Annotated in this window: 18 protein-coding genes; 12 read left to right on the top strand and 6 right to left on the bottom strand. The window is 71.0% G+C overall.

What is annotated here, in order from left to right:
- The first annotated feature begins 2 nt into the window (after positions 1-2).
- Both ACW4TU_RS07390 and ACW4TU_RS07385 read left to right on the top strand, forming a co-directional pair.
- Positions 3-914, top strand: coding sequence for a HipA family kinase (locus ACW4TU_RS07390; protein WP_457425834.1), 912 nt, complete (start codon positions 3-5; stop codon positions 912-914).
- Positions 911-1,216 (top strand): Rdx family protein, encoded by a 306-nt coding sequence (locus ACW4TU_RS07385; RefSeq protein ID WP_457425832.1) that lies wholly within the window; start codon positions 911-913, stop codon positions 1,214-1,216. Before ACW4TU_RS07390 ends, ACW4TU_RS07385 begins: the two co-directional genes overlap by 4 nt.
- 14 nt (positions 1,217-1,230) lie before the next feature.
- Here ACW4TU_RS07385 and aceB read toward each other — a convergent pair whose 3' ends face one another.
- Positions 1,231-2,862, bottom strand: a complete 1,632-nt coding sequence (gene aceB, locus ACW4TU_RS07380; protein ID WP_457425830.1) for a malate synthase A — start codon at positions 2,860-2,862, stop codon at positions 1,231-1,233.
- 140 nt (positions 2,863-3,002) lie between these two features.
- Complete coding sequence (locus ACW4TU_RS07375; RefSeq protein WP_457425828.1) at positions 3,003-3,602, bottom strand: nucleotidyltransferase family protein; 600 nt, start codon at positions 3,600-3,602, stop codon at positions 3,003-3,005.
- A gap of 168 nt (positions 3,603-3,770) precedes the next feature.
- Between ACW4TU_RS07375 and ACW4TU_RS07370 the strand changes: the two genes are divergently transcribed.
- Positions 3,771-4,085, top strand: a complete 315-nt coding sequence (locus ACW4TU_RS07370; RefSeq protein WP_457425826.1) for a DUF5955 family protein — start codon at positions 3,771-3,773, stop codon at positions 4,083-4,085.
- Positions 4,086-4,129: 44 nt separating this feature from the next.
- On the opposite strand, the gene ACW4TU_RS07365 is transcribed toward ACW4TU_RS07370, so the two are convergent.
- Positions 4,130-4,936, bottom strand: coding sequence for an IclR family transcriptional regulator (locus ACW4TU_RS07365; RefSeq protein ID WP_457425824.1), 807 nt, complete (start codon positions 4,934-4,936; stop codon positions 4,130-4,132).
- A gap of 292 nt (positions 4,937-5,228) precedes the next feature.
- On the opposite strand from ACW4TU_RS07365, the gene allB reads away from it, so the two are divergent.
- From allB to ACW4TU_RS07350, 3 genes are all read left to right on the top strand, one after another.
- Positions 5,229-6,569: an allantoinase AllB gene (allB, locus tag ACW4TU_RS07360; RefSeq protein ID WP_457425822.1), complete on the top strand. Its 1,341-nt coding sequence runs from the start codon at positions 5,229-5,231 to the stop codon at positions 6,567-6,569.
- A gap of 72 nt (positions 6,570-6,641) precedes the next feature.
- The gene (alc, locus tag ACW4TU_RS07355) at positions 6,642-7,757 is read left to right on the top strand and encodes an allantoicase (protein WP_457425820.1); all 1,116 of its coding nucleotides are present in this window, start codon (positions 6,642-6,644) and stop codon (positions 7,755-7,757) included.
- Positions 7,758-7,985: 228 nt separating this feature from the next.
- The gene (locus ACW4TU_RS07350) at positions 7,986-8,381 is read left to right on the top strand and encodes a guanyl-specific ribonuclease (protein ID WP_457425818.1); all 396 of its coding nucleotides are present in this window, start codon (positions 7,986-7,988) and stop codon (positions 8,379-8,381) included.
- A gap of 64 nt (positions 8,382-8,445) precedes the next feature.
- Here ACW4TU_RS07350 and ACW4TU_RS07345 read toward each other — a convergent pair whose 3' ends face one another.
- Complete coding sequence (locus ACW4TU_RS07345; RefSeq protein ID WP_457425816.1) at positions 8,446-8,646, bottom strand: hypothetical protein; 201 nt, start codon at positions 8,644-8,646, stop codon at positions 8,446-8,448.
- A 178-nt stretch (positions 8,647-8,824) separates the two neighbouring features.
- On the opposite strand from ACW4TU_RS07345, the gene ACW4TU_RS07340 reads away from it, so the two are divergent.
- Positions 8,825-10,177: a sensor histidine kinase gene (locus tag ACW4TU_RS07340; RefSeq protein WP_457425814.1), complete on the top strand. Its 1,353-nt coding sequence runs from the start codon at positions 8,825-8,827 to the stop codon at positions 10,175-10,177.
- Between the two features lie 78 nt (positions 10,178-10,255).
- On the opposite strand, the gene ACW4TU_RS07335 is transcribed toward ACW4TU_RS07340, so the two are convergent.
- Positions 10,256-11,290, bottom strand: a complete 1,035-nt coding sequence (locus tag ACW4TU_RS07335; protein WP_457425812.1) for an aldo/keto reductase — start codon at positions 11,288-11,290, stop codon at positions 10,256-10,258.
- Between the two features lie 95 nt (positions 11,291-11,385).
- Here ACW4TU_RS07335 and ACW4TU_RS07330 point away from each other — a divergent pair, with 95 nt between their 5' ends.
- Together ACW4TU_RS07330 and ACW4TU_RS07325 are read left to right on the top strand one after the other, a co-directional pair.
- Positions 11,386-12,066 (top strand): response regulator, encoded by a 681-nt coding sequence (locus tag ACW4TU_RS07330; protein ID WP_457425810.1) that lies wholly within the window; start codon positions 11,386-11,388, stop codon positions 12,064-12,066.
- Positions 12,067-12,135: 69 nt separating this feature from the next.
- Positions 12,136-13,320 (top strand): cytochrome P450 family protein, encoded by a 1,185-nt coding sequence (locus ACW4TU_RS07325; protein ID WP_457425808.1) that lies wholly within the window; start codon positions 12,136-12,138, stop codon positions 13,318-13,320.
- Positions 13,321-13,336: 16 nt separating this feature from the next.
- On the opposite strand, the gene ACW4TU_RS07320 is transcribed toward ACW4TU_RS07325, so the two are convergent.
- Positions 13,337-14,350 carry a Gfo/Idh/MocA family protein gene (locus ACW4TU_RS07320; RefSeq protein ID WP_457425806.1) on the bottom strand — a complete coding sequence of 338 codons (1,014 nt, stop codon included), beginning with the start codon at positions 14,348-14,350 and terminating at the stop codon, positions 13,337-13,339.
- A gap of 130 nt (positions 14,351-14,480) precedes the next feature.
- On the opposite strand from ACW4TU_RS07320, the gene ACW4TU_RS07315 reads away from it, so the two are divergent.
- The 3 genes from ACW4TU_RS07315 (at position 14,481) to ACW4TU_RS07305 (ending at position 17,163) form a co-directional block, all read left to right on the top strand.
- Complete coding sequence (locus ACW4TU_RS07315) at positions 14,481-15,218, top strand: GntR family transcriptional regulator (protein ID WP_457429963.1); 738 nt, start codon at positions 14,481-14,483, stop codon at positions 15,216-15,218.
- 158 nt (positions 15,219-15,376) lie between these two features.
- Entirely contained in the window at positions 15,377-16,564 is a 1,188-nt protein-coding gene (locus ACW4TU_RS07310) for an ROK family glucokinase (RefSeq protein ID WP_457425804.1), read from the top strand.
- Positions 16,561-17,163: a sugar kinase gene (locus tag ACW4TU_RS07305; RefSeq protein WP_457425802.1), complete on the top strand. Its 603-nt coding sequence runs from the start codon at positions 16,561-16,563 to the stop codon at positions 17,161-17,163. The genes ACW4TU_RS07310 and ACW4TU_RS07305 overlap by 4 nt, the downstream gene beginning before the upstream one ends.
- The last annotated feature ends 25 nt before the right edge of the window (positions 17,164-17,188 follow it).

Here is a 17,188-nt window from a genome sequence, read left to right as displayed (position 1 = left end):
TCATGAGAGAGGTCACGGCAACCCGCTACGTCGAGCCCCTGAGATCGGGCGGTTCCGTCCCAGGGGTGGTCGAGGCTGACGACCTCGGTACCTACGTCGTGAAGTTCACCGGCTCCGCGCAGGGCCACAAGGCGCTGGTCGCCGAGGTGGTCGTCGGAGAACTGGCACGCGCCCTGGGGCTGCGCTTCCCCGAGCTGGTCCTCGTCCACTTCGACCCGGCCACCGGCGCCCACGAGCCCCACCAGGAGGTCCAGGACCTGCTGCAGGCCAGCGCCGGCCTCAACCTGGGCATGGACTACCTGCCGGGCGCGAAGGACTTCACCCCCCAGACGGCGGCCTCGTTCGACGTCGATCCACTGGAGGCGGGCCGGATTGTCTGGCTGGACGCCCTCACCGTCAACGTGGACCGTACGACGCACAGCTCCAACCTGATGGTCTGGCCCACGTTCGGCATCGCACCGCCGCGCCTGTGGCTGATCGACCACGGCGCCGCCCTGGTCTTCCACCACAGGTGGGACCTGTCGGCACCGGAGAAGGCGTACGACTTCCGCCGCCACGCCCTCGGCCGCTACGCGCCCGACACCCGCGCCGCCGACGCCGACCTGGCGCCCCGCGTGACGGAGCGGCTGCTGCGCGAGGTCCTGGCCGAGGTACCGGACGCCTGGCTGGAGATCGAGGCGGGCTTCACGACCCCCGACGAGGTCCGGGACGCGTATGTGTCGTACCTCCACGCGCGCGTGCGGGCGTCCGCGTCCTGGCTGCCCACCGAGTTCCCCGGCCGCGAGGAACTCGCCGCCGAGGACGCCCAACGCGCGGCGAAGACACAACGGGACCGGCCGAACTGGCTCAAGCAGGTCCCCGACCTGCACGGGAAACCGGCGGCGGAACACGATTGGTCGGTGCATCTCGGATGACGGACACACAGACAGCGGGGAGCGGGACGGACGCCGTGCACCGCGTGGAGATCGAGTACTGCACCCAGTGCCGCTGGCTGCCCCGCGCCGCCTGGCTGGCGCAGGAACTCCTCACGACCTTCGAGACCGAGCTGACGGAACTGTCCCTGAAACCCGGTACCGGCGGCGTCTTCGTCGTACGCGTGAACGACGAGGTGGTCTGGGACCGGCGCGAACAGGGCTTTCCCGAACCGACGGCGGTGAAACGGCTCGTACGCGACCGAGTGGCCCCGGACAAGTCCCTGGGCCACTCGGAGAAGTAACTCACCTCTGTGATCTAGCCGCGCAGCTGCTCGTACGCCGGCAGGGTCAGGAAGTCCGCGTAGTCGTCGTCGAGGGCCACGGTCAGGAGCAGGTCGTGGGCCTGCTGCCAGTGGCCGGCCGTGAAGGCCTCGTCGCCGATCTCGGCGCGGATGCCGGCGAGTTCCTCGGCGGCGATCTTGCGGGCGAGTTCCGGCGTGGCCGTCACCGTGCTCCCGGCGTGCTCGAACTCGACGCCCGCGTTGATCCACTGCCAGATCTGGGAGCGGGAGATCTCGGCGGTGGCCGCGTCCTCCATGAGGTTGAAGATGGCCACCGCGCCCAGCCCGCGCAGCCACGCCTCGATGTAACGGATGCCGACCTGCACGGCGTTGACCAGTCCGTCGTACGTCGGGGCGGCCTTGAGGGAGTCGACGGCGATCAGGTCGGCGGCCTCGACGTGGACGTCCTCGCGGAGGCGGTCCTTCTGGTTCGGCCGGTCACCGAGGACCGCGTCGAACGAGGCCATGGCGATCGGCACGAGGTCGGGGTGGGCGACCCAGGAGCCGTCGAAACCGTCGCCGGCCTCACGGTCCTTGTCGGCCTTGACCTTCTCGAAGGCGACCTTGTTGACCTCTTCGTCGCGCCGGGACGGGATGAACGCCGCCATACCGCCGATCGCGTGCGCGCCGCGCTTGTGGCAGGTGCGGACGAGGAGTTCGGTGTAGGCGCGCATGAACGGGGCTGTCATCGTCACGGCGTTGCGGTCCGGGAGGACGAACTTGGGGCCGCCGTCACGGAAGTTCTTGACGATGGAGAACAGGTAGTCCCAGCGGCCCGCGTTCAACCCCGAGGCGTGGTCACGGAGTTCGTAGAGGATCTCCTCCATCTCGTACGCGGCCGTGATCGTCTCGATGAGAACGGTCGCGCGGACGGTGCCCTGCGGGATGCCGACGTAGTCCTGTGCGAAGACGAACACGTCGTTCCACAGGCGGGCTTCGAGGTGAGACTCGGTCTTCGGGAGGTAGAAGTACGGGCCCTTGCCGAGATCGAGCAGGCGCTGGGCGTTGTGGAAGAAGTAGAGGCCGAAGTCGACGAGGGCGCCGGGCACCTGCTGCCCGTCGAGCTGGAGGTGGCGCTCGTTCAGGTGCCAGCCGCGCGGGCGCATCACGACGGTCGCGAGTTCGGCCTCGGCCTTGAGGGCGTACGACTTGCCGCTCGCCGGGTCGGTGAAGTCGATGTTCCGGGTGTAGGCGTCGGCCAGGTTGACCTGACCGAGGACCACGTTCTCCCAGGTCGGCGCGGAGGCGTCCTCGAAGTCCGCGAGCCAGATCCTCGCGCCCGAGTTGAGGGCGTTGATCGTCATCTTGCGGTCGGTCGGGCCGGTGATCTCGACCCGCCGGTCGTTCAGGGCCGCAGGGGACGGGGCGACCCGCCAGGAGTCGTCGGCGCGGATCGCGGCCGTCTCGGGGAGGAAGTCGAGGGTCGAGGTGCGGGCGATCTCGGCGCGGCGCTCCGCACGGCGCGCGAGGAGTTCGTCACGCCGGGGCGTGAACCGCCGGTGCAGCTCGGCCACGAAGGCCAGCGCCGCGTCGGTGAGCACCTCCTCCTGCCGGGGCAGGGGCTCGGCGTCGACGATGGCCAGCGGGGACGGCGCTGGTGCGGACATGAGCGGTCACTTCCTTCAGCGGGCTGATGTGGGCTGCTGTGGCTGCGTGGCACGGATGTTTCTGATCAGTGGATACTAGTTTCCTCATTGTGGAAGTTCAATGATTTGTTGACGTCGAGATTCTTCGTGGCGAGAAGCTCCTACCCCAGCCGGTCCAGGTCGGCCGCGGTGTCGATGTCGTAGGGCTGCGCCACATCGCCGCACTCGACGAGGGTGATCGCGTCGTGGTGGGTCCTGAGGTAGTCGCGGGCGCCACGGTCACCGGCCGCCGCCGCCGCGACGCCCGCCCAGTGGGCGGCGCCGAACAGCACCGGATGCCCGCGCGTTCCGTCGTACGACGCCGCCGCGAGGGACTCCTCGGAGGTGTACGCGGCGCGGACGCGGGTCATGGCCTCCGGCCCGATGCCCGGCTGGTCGACGAGCGAGACGACGGCCGCGCGAGCCCCTGAGCCACGCAGGGACGCCAGCCCGGCCCGTAGCGAGGACCCCATACCTTCCGCCCACTCCGGGTTGTTCACCAAAACGCATCCGGGTAGGTCCGCCCGCGCCCGTACGTCGTCAGCCTGCGCCCCGAGGACGACATGGACCGGGGCACAGCCCGCCGCACGCAGAGCGTCGGCCGCGTGTTCGACGAGAAGGTGTCCACGGTGTTCGAGAAGGGCCTTGGGTCGCCCGCCGAGCCGTCGCCCCCCGCCTGCCGCGAGCAACAGCCCTGCCACCTGGTCCGTTTTCTCCGTCATGCCTCCTGCATACCTGACCCGGGGCCGGACCGCCGGTCTTCGCGGGCTGAATTTCGGCCCTTGGTGTGGCGCCTGTCGCGCGGGTGGCGTTTACTGTCCCGCGTCCCCGGCGCCCGACCAGCGCAACGGGGACGTGCGGGGCGCGTGTGGGGGCCAGTGGGGGGAGCCGTGTTGCGGAGCTTGGGACAGAGGTCGGTGACCGGCAGCGACGAAGATCCTAGAGTGGCGGAGTTGCGGACCGCGGTGTCCCGGCTGCGCCGTGAACTCGCCGCGCACCCGGCCGAGTTCCCCGACCGTGGCATCGCCGAGGACGAACTGGCCTGCCTGGCCGCGATGACGATCACCGGCAGCCCCGAAATCCCGCGCCTGCGCCGCTCGTTACTCCTGATCGCCGGCGCGATCGGCTCGGTCAGCGCACTCGCCCGGGGTCTGTCGGACGTTCGCGCCGCGGTGGATCTGTTCGGGAAACCGCCGCACCGCTGACGGCGGCCCGAGAGGTCCCGGGCCGGCGGGCGGAGGCTTCGGTCTCAGTGGGCGGGGTTGCCCGAACTGGCCAGTGCCACCGACAACTCGGCCGCGACCTGCTTCAGTACGGGCACGATCCTCTCCGTCGCCTCCTCGGTGACCCGGCCCGCCGGGCCCGAGATCGAGATCGCGGCGGCGGTGGGGGAGTCGGGCACGGAGACCGCGAGACAGCGGACGCCGATCTCCTGCTCGTTGTCGTCGACCGCGTAGCCGAGGCGCCGCACGTCCTCCAGGGCGGCCAGGAAGCCGTCCGGGGTGGTGAGCGTCTTCTCCGTCGCGGCCGGCATGCCCGTCCGCGCGAGCAGGGAACGCACCTCGTCCGGCGGGAAGCCGGCGAGCAGGGCCTTGCCGACGCCGGTGGAGTGCGGCAGGACGCGCCGGCCCACCTCCGTGAACATGCGCATCGAGTGCTTGGACGGCACCTGTGCCACGTACACGATCTCGTCGCCGTCCAGGAGAGCCATGTTGGCCGTCTCGCCGGTCTCCTCGACCAGCCGGGCCAGATAGGGGCGGGCCCAGGTGCCGAGCAGCCGGGACGCGGACTCGCCGAGGCGGATCAGGCGCGGCCCCAGCGCGTACCGGCGATTGGGCTGCTGACGTACGTAACCGCAGGACACGAGCGTGCGCATGAGCCGGTGGATGGTGGGCAGGGGCAGCCCGCTGCTCACGGACAGCTCACTGAGGCCGACTTCACCGCCCGCGTCGGCCATGCGCTCCAGCAGATCGAAGGCACGCTCCAGGGACTGGACACCACCGCTGGCGGCGGCGGGTTTGGCGGCGTCGGTGGAGCTGGCGCTGGGCGTCGGCACGGCGCGTTCCTTTCACTGCTGACAGGCGATGGTGCAGCCTATCGGGCGGTTGCTTGACGGCCTGCTGGCGTGTGGCTACGTTCAGATTTCCGGAACTCTAATTCCGTCCTGTGGAAACATCCAGGCTGCCGCCCCGGCCTGCTCCGGTTGGTGTCGAGTCGGGCGGGTCGGCAAGGTGGCTCTTGACGGTGCGATGCCCTCGGTGAAGACTCCTTCAACAGAAAGTTGAATTCCGTTACGTGGAAGTTAACGGTGGGATTCACGGTGTCAGAGGTGACAGAGAGGGGTCCGGGTGTCCGACATCGAACTGGTGTTGCGTTCGACGCGCGTCATCACGCCCGAGGGGACGCGTGCGGCCACCGTCACGGTCGCCGACGGCCGGATCGTGGCCGTACTCCCGTACGAGGCCGAGGTGCCGCCCGGCGTGCGCCTGGAGGACTTCGGCGACGACGTCGTGCTGCCCGGGCTGGTCGACACCCATGTGCACGTCAACGACCCCGGGCGCACGGAGTGGGAGGGCTTCTGGACCGCCACGCGCGCCGCGGCGGCCGGCGGCATCACCACCCTCGTCGACATGCCCCTCAACTCCCTCCCGCCGACGACGACGGTCGACCACCTCCGTACGAAGCGGGAAGTGGCCGCAGGCAAGGCGCACATCGACGTCGGATTCTGGGGCGGCGCGCTGCCCGACAACGTCAAGGACCTGCGTCCCCTGCACGACGCCGGCGTCTTCGGCTTCAAGGCGTTCCTGTCGCCGTCCGGCGTGGACGAGTTCCCGCACCTCGACCAGGAGCGACTGGGCCGGTCGATGGCCGAGATCGCCGGCTTCGACGGACTCCTCATCGTGCACGCCGAGGACCCGCACCACCTCGACGCGGCCCCGCAGCGGGGTGGTCCCGAGTACGCCCACTTCCTCGCCTCGCGCCCGCGCGGCGCGGAGGACACGGCGATCGCCAACCTGATCGAGCAGGCGAAGCGCCTGCACGCGCGTGTGCACGTCCTGCACCTCTCGTCGAGCGACGCGCTGCCGCTGATCGCGGCGGCGAAGGCGGAGGGGGTGCGGATCACCGTGGAGACATGTCCGCACTACCTGACCCTCACCGCCGAGGAAGTCCCGGACGGGGCAAGCGAGTTCAAGTGCTGCCCGCCCATCCGCGAGGCCGCCAACCAGGACCTGCTGTGGCAGGCGCTGGCCGACGGCACGATCGACTGCGTGGTCACCGACCACTCGCCGTCCACCGCCGACCTCAAGACCGCCGACTTCGCCACGGCGTGGGGCGGCATCTCGGGGCTCCAGCTGAGCCTCGCGGCGGTGTGGACCGAGGCGCGGGCCAGGGGCCACTCCCTGGAGGACGTCGTGCGCTGGATGTCCACGCGTACGGCCGCGCTGGTGGGCCTCGGCGCGCGCAAGGGCGCCATCGAGGCGGGCCGGGACGCCGACTTCGCGGTACTCGCGCCGGACGAGACGTTCACCGTGGACCCGGCGGCCCTGGAACACCGCAACCGTGTGACGGCGTACGCGGGCAAGACCCTCAGCGGGGTCGTCAGGTCGACCTGGCTGCGGGGCGAACGCATCGTGGCGGAAGGCGAGTTCACCGCACCGAAGGGGCAACTCCTCACCCGCACGCCCTGATGCGCAGCCCCCTTCCCCTTCTCTGTTTCCCGGCACCCGCAGCGCCGACTCCGAAAGGCAGAACTGATCACCGTGACCGCGATTCCGAGCTTCACCGGCGACGCGAACCCCTACGGAGGCGGTGACCCGTACGCGGACTACCGCACCGCGGACTTCCCCTTCACCCAGTACGCCAACCTCGCCGACCGCCGCCTCGGGGCCGGGGTGATCGCCGCCAACGACGAGTTCTTCGCCGACCGCGAGAACATGCTCGTGCCCGAACCCGCCGAGTTCGTGCCCGAGCACTTCGGCCACAAGGGCAAGATCATGGACGGCTGGGAGACACGGCGCCGGCGTGGCGCGTCCGCCGAGCACCCGTGGCCGACGGCGGAGGACCACGACTGGGCGCTGGTACGGCTCGGCGCGCCGGGCGTCGTACGCGGTGTCGTGGTCGACACGGCCCACTTCCGGGGCAACTATCCGCAGGCCGTGTCGGTGGAGGGCGTGTCGGTGCCCGGCTCCCCGTCCCCCGGGGAACTGCTGGCGGACGACGTGAAGTGGACGACGCTGGTGCCGCGCACGAAGGTGGGCGGCCACGCGGCGAACGGCTTCGAGGTGTCGCTCGAACAGCGCTTCACGCACCTGCGGGTGAACCAGCATCCCGACGGGGGGATCGCGCGCCTGCGGGTGTACGGCGAGGTGGTCCCGGACCCGGAGTGGCTGGCGGCGCTGGGCACCTTCGACGTGGTCGCCCTGGAGAACGGCGGCCGGGCCGAGGACGCTTCCAACCTGTTCTACTCGCCGGCGTCGAACACCATCCAGCCGGGGCGCTCCCGCAAGATGGACGACGGGTGGGAGACGCGTCGCCGCCGGGACCAGGGCAACGACTGGATCCGCTACCGGCTGGTGGCGCGGTCGGAGATCCGGGCCGTCGAGATCGACACGGCGTATCTGAAGGGGAACAGCGCGGGCTGGGCGACGGTGTCGCTCCGGGACGGCGAGGACGGTGAGTGGACGGAGGTCCTCCCGCGCACCCGCCTCCAGCCCGACACCAACCACCGGTTCGTCCTGCCGACCCCGGCGGCGGGCACGCACGCGCGCGTGGACATCTATCCGGACGGCGGGATCTCACGGCTGCGGCTGTTCGGTTCCCTGACGGAGGAGGGGGCGGGGGAACTGAGGGCTCGGTACGGGGGGCTCGGGGGCTGAGGTGGCCTCCGGCGGGGATGGGGCATGGGGAGAGGGCGGGGGAGTGGGCTGCTGGGCCAGGAGGTCGGCCTCAGGCCTTTTCCTCGCCCTCGCCGCCCCTGCCCGTCCCATCCCCAGGGGCTCCGCCCCGTGGCGCAGGTTAACACCGCGAAAACTCATCGGACGAGACGGAAAAATCTCCGGAGTTGTCATTGACATGCCACTATCTACGCGCGTCATCATGAGGGCATGAGATTCCCCCCACGGATCACTCGTATCGGCGCCTCGGCCGCCGTCCTGTCCGCTCTCCTGGTCGGCGGAACCGTCACCGTCGGCACGGCCGGCGCCGCCACCTCGGCGGTCGGCAGCATCTGCTACGGCGACCTGCCGACGCAGGCCTACACCACGCTCAACCTGATCGCGAAGGGCGGCCCCTACCCGTACTCGCAGGACGGCAGCGTCTTCCAGAACCGGGAGCGCCTCCTGCCTTCGCAGTCCACCGGTTACTACCACGAGTACACGGTCAAGACCCCCGGCTCCTCCACGCGCGGTGCGCGCCGCATCATCACCGGTGAGGAGAGCCAGGAGGACTACTACACCTCCGACCACTACGCGTCGTTCGATCTGATCGACTACGACTGCTGACACCGCCGTCGAGCGAACAGTGCCACCCCGCCGGAAGCCCGGACCGGGCCGAACCCCACTTCGGTCACCCGGGCTTCCGGCTCTCGGCGGCAGCGAACAGCGCGAACGACAGCACCAGCAGCGCCACGCTCGCGTAGATCTCGTAACCGTCGAGAAAATCGAACTTCCGTACCAGGCCCCACCGCAGGTCGGTGAATGCCTGCAGCAGGCCCGCGGCGCCCTGCACCAGGGCGACAAAGCCGGCGACTTCCAGTAACTGCTTCATGCCGGGATCCTCGCTCCGCGGACCCCCCGCTTCCATCGGCCGCAGGGCGAGGCATCTCCCCCCGAAGTCGCCGGTCGCTCCCGGAAACGGCGCCGAAAGTCCCTGGCGGCGCGACTTTGGTCGACGATCACGACTCGGCGGGTGTGGTGCGGGCCGGCACTGCGTAGATTTGTCGACCGTGAGTGGCGACAGACCCGCATCCGTTCCCGAGGCCCCGACGGCGTTCCCCGGGCGGCGCTGGCTCTTCCCGTCGGCCGTGCTCGACGAACTCGATCACCACCCCGGTTCCGACCCTGGTTCCCTTCCGGGTTCCGGCTCCGCGCGGGAGCGGGCCGGGTGGTTCGGAAGGTCCGCCCAACCCCGGCGCACGGCGCGCGACTGGGTCGTCGACTTCACCTGCTTCCTGCTGGCCGTCCTCACCGGCGTGCTGGGTGCCGACGCCCTGGCCGGCGACCCGAACACCCCCCACGCCGTCGCCGTCGCCGACCAGTTGCTCGGCGCCCTCTCCTGCGCCGCCGTATGGCTGCGGCGCCGCTGGCCGCTCGGCCTCGCCGTCGCGATGCTCGCGGTCAGCCTCGTGTCGAGCACCGCGGGCGGCGCCGGTCTGGTCGCCCTCTTCTCCCTCGCCGTGCACCGGCCCTTCCGGTACGTCGGCCTGGTCGGCGGTGCCTCCGTCGTGGTGATTCCGCTCTTCTACTGGCTGCGCCCCGACCCGGACCTGCCGTACTTCGTCTCGGTGGTCCTCAGTGTCCTGCTGACCGCGACCGCGGTCGGCTGGGGCATGTTCGTGCGGTCCAAGCGCCAGCTCATGGTGAGCCTGCGGGACCGGCTGCGGCGGGCCGAGACGGAGGCGCTGCTGCGCGCGGAGCAGGCGCAGCGGCTCGCCCGCGAGGCCATCGCGCGCGAGATGCACGACGTGCTCGCCCACCGGCTCACCCTGCTGAGCGTCCACGCCGGCGCCCTGGAGTTCCGGCCCGACGCACCCCGTGAGGAGGTCGCCCGGGCCGCCGGGGTCATCCGGGAGAGCGCGCACGACGCCCTCCAGGACCTGCGGGAGATCATCGGCGTCCTGCGGACCGGCGACGCGGAGGAAGCCGGGCGCCCGCAGCCGACACTGGCCGCGCTCGACACCCTGGTGAGCGAATCCCGCGAGGCCGGCATGAAGATCACGCTGGACAGCCGTGTGTCGGCACCGGGCGCCGTCCCCGCCTCCATCGGCCGTACCGCCTACCGGATCGTCCAGGAGGGCCTCACGAACGCCCGCAAGCACGCCCCGGGCGCCGAGGTCACGGTGTCCCTCGCGGGCGCCCCGGGCGACGGCCTGACCGTCTCCGTACGCAATCCCGCGCCCCCGGGGGAGGTTCCGCACGTCCCCGGCTCCGGACAGGGCCTCATCGGGCTCACCGAGCGCGCGACGCTGGCAGGCGGGCGGCTGGAGCACGGCGTGGAAGCGGACGGGGGCGGTGGCGGTGAGGGCGCGGGCGGGGCCGGGGGATTCGCCGTCCGGGCCTGGCTGCCGTGGGGTGCCTGACGGCGCCTCTGTCAGGGAACAGAGATACAGGGAACCGGGAACAGGGAACTCGAGGAGCTCCAAAGAAGGAAGGCGTTCTCAGGCGCGCACCGTACGCGGCACCACCCGTTGCCCCGCCTCGCCGTACACCCAGGCCGAGGTCTCCTCGATGAACTCGGTCGGGAAGCCCGGCCGGAATCCGGTGGTCTCGTCCAGTTTCGCCACCAAATCGGCGGGGAGCGCCAGTTCGGCCGCGCCGAGGTTGTCCGTGAGCTGCTCGACCCGGCGCGCGCCCACGATCGGGTGCACGGCGGGGGAGTGCGCCATGGTCCACGCGATGGCCACCTGCGCGGGGGACGCGCCGAGTTCGTCCGCCGCCGACTGCACCGCCCGCGCCACCGCGTGCTCGCGCTCACCGATCGCGTCCGCGGACAGCCGTACGGACTCGTCGGGGGCGATGCCCCGCGCGCGTGTGTACTTGCCGGACAGGATGCCGTTCTGCAGCGGACTCCAGGCCGCCACCGACATCCCGAACGCCTCGGCCATCGGCAGCAGTTCGCGCTCGATGTCCCGGTTGAGCAGGCTGTACGGCACCTGGAGCGCGGCGAACTGCGACCAGCCCCGCCACTCCGCCAGGGTGTTGGCCCGGGACACCACCCAGGCCGGGGCGTCCGAGATGCCGACGTACAGCACCTTCCCGGAGCGCACGGCGTCGTCGAGGGCGCGCATCGTCTCCTCGACGGGCGTGGCGCGGTCCCAGATGTGCACCCAGTACACGTCGACGTAGTCCGTGCCGAGCCGGCGCAGGCTGGTCTCCAGGGACAGCGTGAGGTTCTTGCGGTGGTTGCCGGCGGCGTTGGGGTCCGCGCCGTCGCGCGAGATCGTGTATTTCGTGGACAGCACGAGCCGGTCGCGCCGCCCCCTGAGGAGTTCGCCGAGGATCGTCTCGCTCGCACCACCGCGGTAGTTGATCGCGGTGTCGACGACGTTCCCGCCGGCGTCCTCGTACGCGTCGAGGATGCGCGCGCACTCCCCCTTGGGTGCCCCCACTCCGCCCTGGTCGCCGAAGGTCATGGCCCCCAGGAAGAGCTCCGAGACACGTAAACCGGTCCGGCCCAGCAGTCGGTAGCGCACGAATGCCCCTTCGTCTCACGGGTGTTCAGGTCGGCAATGTAGCCCGCGCCCTCCATGTACGTCCGGGCGCCGCACAACCGTGATTACGTAGGGCCATGACCGTGATCAGACTGCTCCTCGTCGACGACGACCCCCTGGTACGGGCAGGCCTGTCCTTCATGATGGGCGGCGCCGACGACATCGAGATCGTCGGAGAGGCGGCCGACGGCAGCGAGGTCGAGGCGCTCGTCGGCCGCACCGGCCCGGACGTCGTGCTCATGGACATCCGGATGCCGACGGTGGACGGCCTCGCCGCCACCGAACGTCTGCGGGCCCTCAAGGACGCCCCGCAGGTCGTGGTCCTCACCACCTTCCACGCCGACGACCAGGTACTGCGCGCCCTGCGCGCGGGCGCCGCCGGCTTCGTCCTCAAGGACACCCCGCCCGCCGAGATCCTCGCCGCGGTACGCCGGGTCGCGGCCGGCGACCCCGTCCTGTCGCCCGCCGTGACCCGCCAGTTGATGGCCCACGCGGCGGGCGGCACGGCCGACACCCGGCGGGCCGGTGCCCGGGAGCGGATCGGCGCGCTGAACGACCGGGAACGCGAGGTCGCGGTCGCCGTCGGCCGGGGCAGCTCCAACGCCGAGATCGCCGCCGCCCTGTTCATGAGCGTCGCCACCGTCAAGACGCACGTCTCCCGCATCCTCGCCAAACTCGACCTCAACAACCGAGTACAGATCGCCCTGTTGGCGTACGACGCCGGACTCCTGGAGGAAGACGGGCAGGACGGGCACTAGCGGCTGACGGCACACGTTCTCCTGGCAGCGGCACAAGTGGTGAGGGCGGCGGCCGAGGGGGATGTGGTCATGGGGGAAGTACTCGATCTGGGGGAGTTCGGCGACGGGTTCAGGACGGACCCGCATCCGGTGTACGCCCGTCTGCGCGCCCGTGGTCCCGTGCACCGGGTGCGGCTGCCGCACCCGGACGCGCACCACGTCACCTGGCTCGTCGTCGGGTACGAGGAGGCGCGCGCGGCGCTCGCCGACCCCCGGCTGTCCAAGGACCCCGCCAAGATCGGAATGTCGTTCCTGGACGAGGAGCTGATCGGCAAGTACCTCCTGGTCGCCGACCCGCCGCAGCACACCCGGCTGCGCGCCCTGGTCTCCCGCGCCTTCACCGCACGCCGCGTGGAGGCCCTCCGGCCGAGAGTCCAGGAGATCACCGACGAACTCCTCGACGCGATGCTCCCGCACGGCCGCGCCGACCTGGTGGAGTCGTTCGCGTACCCGCTGCCCCTCACGGTGATCTGCGAACTGCTCGGCGTGCCCGAGATCGACCGTACGGCCTTCCGGAAACTGTCCTCGGAGGCCGTCGCGCCCACCAGCGCGGAGAGCGAGTACGAGGCGTTCGTCCAGCTCGCCGCCTATCTCACCGACCTGATCGAGGACAAGAGGCGCGCCGGACCGAGCGGCGACCTGCTCGGCGACCTGATCCGCACGACCGCCGAGGACGGCGACCGGCTGTCCCCCGAGGAACTGCGCGGCATGGCCTTCGTCCTGCTGATCGCTGGCCACGAGACGACCGTCAACCTCATCACCGGCGGCGTCCGTGCCCTGCTCACCCACCCTGCCCAACTCGCCGAACTGCGCGCCGACATGACCCTCCTCGACGGCGCGGTGGAGGAGATGCTGCGCTACGAGGGGCCGGTGGAGAACGCGACGTTCCGCTTCGCCGCCGAACCCCTGGAGATCGCCGGCACAGCCGTCGCCAAGGGCGATCCGGTGATGGTCGGCCTCACCGCGGCCGACCGCGACGGAAGCCGCTACCCGGCCCCGGACCGCTTCGACATCCACCGCGACGCCCGGGGCCACCTCGCCTTCGGCCACGGCCTCCACTTCTGCCTCGGCGCCCCACTGGCCCGCCTCGAAGCGCGCACGGCGATACGCACCCTGCTGGACCGCGCCCCCGGCCTGACCTTGGCCGGCCCACCCGGCGACTGGCTCCCGGGCATGCTGATGCGCGGGGTGCGGAGCCTGCCCCTTCGGTGGTGACCGGGCGTTTTGGCCCTCAGCTCCACCCGCCCTGAATCTCCGCGAGGTGTACGGGCCTGCGCTCCCGTCTGGACAGTTCGCAGGCCTCGGCGACACGCAGGGCCTGGAGTGCCTCACGGCCGTCGCACGGGTTGGCGCGTTCGCCGCGCACCACCTCGACGAAGGCCGACAGCTCGTCCTCGTAGGCGGGCCCGAAGCGCTCCAGGAAGCCGGTCCACGGCTTGCTCGCGGCGGGCGGTCCGGCAGACTCGGTGGACGCGATGGGCGTACGGTCGTCCAGGCCGACGCCGATCTGGTCCAGCTCCCCGGCCAGCTCCATACGGACGTCGTAGCCCGCGCCGTTCATGCGCGTCGCCGTCGCCGTGGCGAGCGTGCCGTCGTCCAGGGTGAGGACCGCGGCGGCCGTATCGATGTCGCCCGCGTCGCGGAACATCGTGGGCCCGGCGTCCGACCCGGTCGCGTACACCTCGACGATCTCGTGCCCCGTCACCCAGCGCAGGATGTCGAAGTCGTGGATCAGGGCGTCCCGGTACAGCCCGCCGGACAGCGGAAGATACTCGGGCGGTGGCGGCGTCTGGTCCGACGACATCATGCGGACCGTGTGCAGCCGGCCGAGTTTCCCGGACCGCACGGCCTCGCGGGCGCCCGTGTAGCCGGTGTCGAAGCGGCGCTGGAAGCCCATCTGAAGGATGGTCCCGGCCGCCTCCACCTCGGCGATCGCGGCCAGGGTGGCAGGCAGATCGAGTGCTATGGGCTTTTCGCAGAACACCGGGAGACCCGAGCGCGCTGCCCGACCGATCAGTTCGGCGTGGGCCGAGGTGGCGGCTGTGATCACCACGGCGTCCACGCCCCAGGTGAAGATCTCGTCGACACCGGGTGCGGCCGTGGCTCCTAAGCGGTGCGCGAGATCCTGTGCCCGCCCGCTGTCCGCGTCCGTGACGATGAGGGAGCCCCCTACCTCGCGGTGGCGGCTGAGGGTCTTCGCGTGGAATGTACCGATGCGGCCCGTCCCGATGACTCCGATGCGCATGAGAACCAAACTGGGGTCCGACCAGGCGCGCTGTCAATGCGTATGTCCGGACAACCGAACTACACGACTTCCCGTCAACAGTCCCCGGAGCTACGCTCGGGCCGTGCCGAAACCAGATGTGGGTCCGACAGTGCCGCTGGAACTCAGTGTGGACCGGAGCAGTCCGGTGCCGCTCTACTTCCAGCTGTCCCAGCAGCTCGAAGCCGCGATCGAGCACGGAGCACTCACTCCCGGCAGTCTGCTGGGCAACGAGATAGAGCTGGCCGGGCGGCTCGGCCTGTCCCGCCCCACGGTGCGCCAGGCCATCCAGTCCCTCGTGGACAAGGGCCTGCTCGTACGCCGCCGGGGCGTCGGCACACAGGTCGTGCACAGCCAGGTCAAGCGGCCCCTGGAACTGAGCAGCCTCTACGACGACCTGGAGGCGGCGGGCCAGCGCCCCGCGACCAAGGTCCTCGTCAACACGGTCGTACCGGCCTCCGCCGAGGTCGCCGCCGCACTCAACGTGGCCGAGGGCAGCGACGTACACCGCGTGGAACGGCTGCGGCTGTCGCACGGCGAACCGATGGCGTACCTCTGCAACTATCTGCCGCCCGGCCTGTTCGACCTGGACACCGGCCAGCTGGAGGCCACCGGCCTGTACCGGCTGATGCGCTCCGCCGGGATCACCCTGCACAGTGCCCGTCAGTCGATCGGCGCGCGCGGGGCGACGGCCGAGGAAGCCGAACGCCTCACCGAGCGCGAGGGCGCCCCCCTGCTCACCATGCAACGCGCGACCTTCGACGACACGGGCCGCGCAGTCGAGTTCGGCACCCACACCTACCGCCCCACGCGCTACTCCTTCGAATTCCAACTACTGGTACGCCCCTGAGCGCCCCTGAGGAGGAAGGGGGCGCGGGGCTGTGACATGTGCGGCTCCGCCGCGGGGCGCGATCAACCACAACGCACCCGCACCCGGCAACGACCCCGCGCCACCCCACCGCTCCCCCGCAACGCACCCGCATTGCCGGTGAGGCAGAATCACTCCCGATGAGCAGCTACCGCGACCTCGCACTCCCCAGGGCACTGGCCGGCTCCGCCCGAGAGGGCAGCGCCCCCATCGGCTCCCGCAGAGCCCCCGCCCTGCGCACCGTCGGCACGCGTGAGCGCCGTTCCCACCTCACGGCCCCCCGTGTCCCCACCGTCGGCATCGACATCGGCGGCACCAAGGTGATGGCGGGAGTGGTCGACGCCGACGGCAACATCCTGGAGAAGCTCCGCACCGAGACGCCCGACAAGTCCAAGAGCCCCAAGGTCGTCGAGGACACCATCGTCGAGCTGGTCCTGGACCTGTCCGACCGGCACGACGTGCACGCGGTCGGCATCGGCGCGGCCGGCTGGGTCGACGCGGACCGCAACCGGATCCTGTTCGCGCCCCACCTGTCGTGGCGCAACGAGCCACTGAGGGACCGCATCTCCAGCCGCCTCGCCGTCCCCGTCCTGGTCGACAACGACGCCAACGCCGCCGCCTGGGCCGAGTGGCGCTTCGGCGCGGGGCGCGGCGAGGACGACCTCGTCATGATCACGCTCGGCACCGGCATCGGTGGCGCGATCCTGGAGGACGGCCAGGTCAAGCGCGGCAGGTTCGGCGTGGCCGGCGAGTTCGGCCATATGCAGGTCGTGCCCGGCGGCCACCGCTGCCCGTGCGGCAACCGCGGCTGCTGGGAGCAGTACAGCTCCGGCAACGCGCTGGTCAGAGAGGCGCGCGAACTCGCGGCCGCCGACTCCCCGGTGGCGTACGGGATCATCGAGCACGTCAAGGGCAACATCGCCGACATCACCGGTCCGATGATCACCGAGCTGGCCCGCGAGGGCGACGCCATGTGCATCGAACTGCTCCAGGACATCGGCCAGTGGCTCGGCGTCGGCATCGCCAACCTGGCCGCCGCCCTGGACCCCTCCTGCTTCGTCATCGGCGGTGGTGTCTCCGCGGCCGACGACCTGCTGATCGGCCCCGCCCGGGAGGCCTTCCGCCGCCACCTCACCGGCCGCGGCTACCGCCCGGAGGCCCGTATCGCGCGCGCCCAGCTCGGCCCCGAGGCCGGCATGGTGGGCGCCGCCGACCTCGCCCGGCTGGTCGCCCGCCGCTTCCGGCGCGCCAACCGGCGCCGTGTCGAGCGGTACGAGCGCTACGAGAAGTTCGTCGAGACCCGCCGTACCACCCAGGGGCCGCTGTGACCGCCTCCCTGCCCCGCCAGGCCATGCCCCCGGACGAGCCGCCCGGCCCGCCCGAGGACCGCGGACACCGGATCCGCCGCCGCGCCCTGACCCTGCTGATCATCGTGCTGCTCATCGGTGTCCCGGCCGGCTATCTGGTGATCTCCGCCAACCAGAGCCGCGACAGCGGCAAGGACAAGGAACGGAAGTGGGCGGCGCGCGGCCTCACCGCGGCCTGGCCCTCCAAGGTCCAGCGCCACATCTACGAGGTGCCCGTCCCGCGCCAGGCCGACGGCGAGGGGATCCTGTCGACGAAGGTCGCGTACTACGAGACGAACAACTGGCGCACCAGCCGCCTGTACGTCCAGTTCATGACCACGAACGCGGGGCTCGACCACTTCTTCAAGGCCATGGGCGTCCCCCGCACCAGCCTGAAGAAGGACGCCTTCACCATCAGCGCCCGGGACCGGAAGATCGTCGGCTGGGAGTTCAAGGAGCCGGGCCCGTGGTGGGGCCTTGCCCACTCGCAGAAGAACCCGGCACCCACGCAGCACATCGTCGTCAAGTGGTCCCACCCCAACCACTACATGGTCTACGTCGTCTCGCGCACGACCCCCTGACCGGCCGCGTGACGCGCTTCGGCCC

This window comes from Streptomyces kryoterrae, assembly GCF_054072135.1.
Note: the sequence above shows the minus strand (reverse complement) of the source record. Positions and strands in the feature narration are given on the sequence as shown.

Excerpts from the sequence above, each read along its gene's own strand:
- ACW4TU_RS07390 (WP_457425834.1), top strand. The coding sequence starts at position 3 with ATGAGAGAGGTCACGGCAACCCGCTACGTCGAGCCCCTGAGATCGGGC.
- ACW4TU_RS07385 (WP_457425832.1), top strand. The coding sequence starts at position 911 with ATGACGGACACACAGACAGCGGGGAGCGGGACGGACGCCGTGCACCGC.
- aceB (WP_457425830.1), bottom strand. The coding sequence starts at position 2,862 with ATGTCCGCACCAGCGCCGTCCCCGCTGGCCATCGTCGACGCCGAGCCC.
- ACW4TU_RS07375 (WP_457425828.1), bottom strand. The coding sequence starts at position 3,602 with ATGACGGAGAAAACGGACCAGGTGGCAGGGCTGTTGCTCGCGGCAGGC.
- ACW4TU_RS07350 (WP_457425818.1), top strand. The coding sequence starts at position 7,986 with ATGAGATTCCCCCCACGGATCACTCGTATCGGCGCCTCGGCCGCCGTC.
- ACW4TU_RS07345 (WP_457425816.1), bottom strand. The coding sequence starts at position 8,646 with ATGAAGCAGTTACTGGAAGTCGCCGGCTTTGTCGCCCTGGTGCAGGGC.
- ACW4TU_RS07330 (WP_457425810.1), top strand. The coding sequence starts at position 11,386 with ATGACCGTGATCAGACTGCTCCTCGTCGACGACGACCCCCTGGTACGG.
- ACW4TU_RS07325 (WP_457425808.1), top strand. The coding sequence starts at position 12,136 with ATGGGGGAAGTACTCGATCTGGGGGAGTTCGGCGACGGGTTCAGGACG.
- ACW4TU_RS07320 (WP_457425806.1), bottom strand. The coding sequence starts at position 14,350 with ATGCGCATCGGAGTCATCGGGACGGGCCGCATCGGTACATTCCACGCG.
- ACW4TU_RS07310 (WP_457425804.1), top strand. The coding sequence starts at position 15,377 with ATGAGCAGCTACCGCGACCTCGCACTCCCCAGGGCACTGGCCGGCTCC.